1 pseudogene is annotated in these 508 nt (G+C 44.7%); it reads left to right on the top strand.

The annotated features are described in order from the left end of the window. Positions 1-34: 34 nt before the first annotated feature. A pseudogene (locus tag R7O13_RS31560) lies at positions 35-508 on the top strand (hypothetical protein); the annotation flags it as partial.

Genomic DNA, 508 nt, shown 5'->3' with positions numbered 1-508 from the left:
GCTATAGCTGATATTTCTATAAAACTTGTAGGAAATGGATTACATTTTGGGAGTGTTCCCTCAACTTGGTTATGTCGTGAAAAAGGTATCTAAGCGACTGTATAGATTAGTAAAGTTTAAAAAACGGCAGCCACTCAAAGCTGTACTGTTTTCCTTTACTTCCATGTTGAAGGGCAGGCAGCAGCGCCTCATTAAAATGCTTCCTTTTTATCCCCAACGTTCCCATCGATGTATTTTTTCTCCCGAGCCATTTCAAGAGCCTTCTGAGCATGTTTTGGCATGGGGACAGCGAGTTAGCTCTGCATTCAAAAGCAAAGTGGTCGAAATTTGCTCTGAGCTAGAAATCAACCCGAATCATCTAATGGCTTGTATGGCCTTTGAGACGGCTGAAACGTTCAGCCCTAGCATTAGAAACGGCTCTGGGAGTGGTGAGACAGGTCTGATTCAGTTCATGCCCGCAACCGCGAAAAACTTGGGGACGAGCACTAAGCATCTCGCCATGATGAGC

Source organism: Vibrio sp. Y176, assembly GCF_033438945.1.
The sequence above is the reverse complement of the archived record's forward strand: the minus strand, read 5'-3'. Positions and strand labels throughout refer to the sequence as shown.